Source organism: Bacteroides caecigallinarum, assembly GCF_021530995.1.
Classification (GTDB): Bacteria; Bacteroidota; Bacteroidia; order Bacteroidales; family Bacteroidaceae; genus Phocaeicola; species Phocaeicola faecigallinarum.
Genome location: NZ_JADYTF010000201.1, coordinates 1 through 2,673, shown reverse-complemented (window position 1 = coordinate 2,673; position 2,673 = coordinate 1). Strand labels below are relative to the sequence as shown.

At 35.9% G+C, this 2,673-nt stretch carries 3 protein-coding genes; all 3 read left to right on the top strand.

The genetic code is table 11. The features are described 5' to 3' along the window. Nucleotides 1-346: 346 nt before the first annotated feature. The 3 genes from I6E24_RS15940 to I6E24_RS15930 all read left to right on the top strand — a co-directional run bounded on the left by I6E24_RS15940 (nucleotide 347) and on the right by I6E24_RS15930 (nucleotide 2,412). Nucleotides 347-1,486, top strand: a complete 1,140-nt coding sequence (locus I6E24_RS15940; protein ID WP_235329655.1) for a PDDEXK nuclease domain-containing protein — start codon at nucleotides 347-349, stop codon at nucleotides 1,484-1,486. Between the two features lie 22 nt (nucleotides 1,487-1,508). Further along, complete coding sequence (locus I6E24_RS15935; protein WP_235329653.1) at nucleotides 1,509-2,144, top strand: AlbA family DNA-binding domain-containing protein; 636 nt, start codon at nucleotides 1,509-1,511, stop codon at nucleotides 2,142-2,144. Between the two features lie 103 nt (nucleotides 2,145-2,247). Beyond that, nucleotides 2,248-2,412 (top strand): hypothetical protein, encoded by a 165-nt coding sequence (locus tag I6E24_RS15930; RefSeq protein WP_235329651.1) that lies wholly within the window; start codon nucleotides 2,248-2,250, stop codon nucleotides 2,410-2,412. Nucleotides 2,413-2,673: the final 261 nt, after the last annotated feature.

Here is a 2,673-nt window from a genome sequence, read left to right as displayed (position 1 = left end):
TGTTGATGACTTTTATGTAGGCAATCTGAGTGTTTACCATAATTCCATTAAAATGTTCACCTTGATACTATATCTGTGTATCTTTATCATAAAGAAGCTAATGATACAAGCTCTTATAAATGATTTCATAAACCGACAGCAAGATGTAAATATTATATTTCCAGAGGATATAAAAATCTAAAAACTGAAAACACCATTCCAAATAAATGTTTATCTTTGAATGCATTATTTGCCAGGTAAAATGAGAAAATATATGGCAAAAAACATAGCGATATAATAAAGAAGACCATATTTCAGAAGGAAGAAGTCAGCATAAAGGATTAAGAACAAACGAAAGGAGAAGTTTATGGAAAGCAAGAACATTATACATTCACAGGAACATCAGTTTGGTGAGGTCGTTGATATAATACTTCAGCATCGTAGCCGCGCTTCGAAAGCAGTAAATGAAGAAATGTTGCTCACTGCATGGAGTGTAGGAGCTTATGTCTCCGGAAAGTTGAAAAGCGAAGAATGGGGTAGCAAGGTTGTTACACAGCTTTCCGAATATATCCGTTCACATCGTCCCGATTTGAAAGGATACAGTCGTAGCAGCATTTACAATATGGTGATGTTTTATGATGAATATTCTTCTGAAGCGTTCAGAAACACCGTACAGCAATTCTTTTCTAATGGAATTGTGCAGACAGAATCTGCACAATTGACGGCAAGCAATGACGAAATTGTCCAGCCAAAAACTGGACAATTTATGAGCCTGTTGAATCTGACCACATTGACTAATCACGTTGAGATACTGTGCCGCTGTCGTAGTCAGGAAGAACGTCTGTTTTATATCCTTTATGCTCACAAAGAACATTTGGTAAAGAGGGAACTGCAACGCTGTATATCCAACCAGACATACGCAACACTATTAGGGAATAAAAGTAATATGTCGAAAGGTATGTTGGAGGCTTATCCCGATGCTCCGATAATGTTTAAAGATACTCTGTTTGTGGATTTTCTCGGACTTCCGAAGAAACATAGTGAAACGAAATTGCGTAACGGGCTGATAGAACACATGAAGCAGTTTATTCTTGAACTGGGAAAAGACTTTATCTTTATGGATCAGGAATACCGTTTGAATGTTGGTGCATCGACTTACAAAGCTGATTTGTTATTTTTCCATAGAGGTTTGCAGGCTCTTGTGGCAGTAGAACTTAAAAAGACAAAATTCCATCCTAAAGACTTGGGACAGTTGGAATTCTATCTGGAAGCACTCGACAGAGATGTGAAGCGGTCCAATGAAAATCCGTCTATCGGTATCATTCTTTGCCCTGAATCAGACCGGGTAGTTGTGGAATATGCCATGAACCGCTGCATGAGTCCTACTATGATTGCTGAATACAAACGTATCCTCATTCCACAGGAGCGTATGCAGGAACAGCTCAAAGAGTTTTGTAATTTCTTTATGAAGGATGAAAAACAACAGGAGATTTTAAACGCTATTTAAACAATACCTAAAAACTTCATATATGAGAAAATATACAAAGTTAAGTGTTCAATGGTTTTATAATTTGCTCGAACGCGGAGAGTGCGATATCATGGATTTCAAGGAACAACTTGAGGATAAGACATTGTTTGGCAAACCAATGAAGAACTTTGCTCCTAAGTATGATGAGACAGCAAGAGATGTGGTAGCCTTTGCGAATAACAAGGGTGGATTCCTGTTTATAGGTATAGTTGATGGAACAAAGGAAGTAAACAATAATTTCGTATATGATGACGAAAAAGTTTATGAACTTATTCATCAGGTACAAGACCGCACAGAACCTACTATAACACTTACACCTCATAAAATAAAGGTAAAAGGAAAAGATTTGCTGGTTCTGGAAATTCCTTTCTCGTCACAGTTACATCGTACAAGCCGCGGGGAGTTCTTGATACGCAGTAACAATGGTAATCGTCCTATGGAGGCAATCTTAAGATATTTGGATTCTATAGAGACTATAAATAATACGGAAGCTCGCATGTTACTGAAATTACAGGAAAAAGACCGCTCAAAGGTTTCCCGTTTGTTTGCAGAATTAGTAAATGAAGGAGAAATTTTGCAAACGGAGGATAGTGTAACTAACAACGTGAGATACAGAAGAATACGAGAGCTATCATAAACAATTCCGTTTGCAGGTCCGTTTGCAGAAAACATAATTTGCAAACGGAATAGCAAACGGGAAAACGTTTCCGGAAGAGTAGTGATTTAAAGATTAAACCAGAATGAAATATAAAGGTAAGAGTGTTGAAATAATAGGCAGCAAGACTTTATTTGGAAAGGATACAGTATGGATTCATATTCTTGAGGACAACACCTTTGTACAAGTTTTGCGCTCTGATCTTGAAGATGATATAACTGATGATTTACTAGTATCAGATAGCTTCTAATAATTAAGAGATTCTATCAGACACTTTATTATCCATTGTTCAATAGGATTTGTTCAATAGAACAATTATCCACTGAATATCAACATATTATATTTGACATATATATTTTTTTACTCGTATTTTTTGTTCAATAAAAAACCGAATAATAAAGAACAGAAAATATAAAAATGAAATACAAGCTGTTCAGTGATTGAATAGCAAGATTGTGAATAGTGCTATAATTAATAAGGCTTTGCAAACCTTTTGCAAAACATTTTCAAA

Bases quoted from the DNA above. Each gene is read 5' to 3' on its own strand.
- I6E24_RS15930 (WP_235329651.1), top strand. From the start codon at position 2,248: ATGAAATATAAAGGTAAGAGTGTTGAAATAATAGGCAGCAAGACTTTA.
- I6E24_RS15940 (WP_235329655.1), top strand. From the start codon at position 347: ATGGAAAGCAAGAACATTATACATTCACAGGAACATCAGTTTGGTGAG.
- I6E24_RS15935 (WP_235329653.1), top strand. From the start codon at position 1,509: ATGAGAAAATATACAAAGTTAAGTGTTCAATGGTTTTATAATTTGCTC.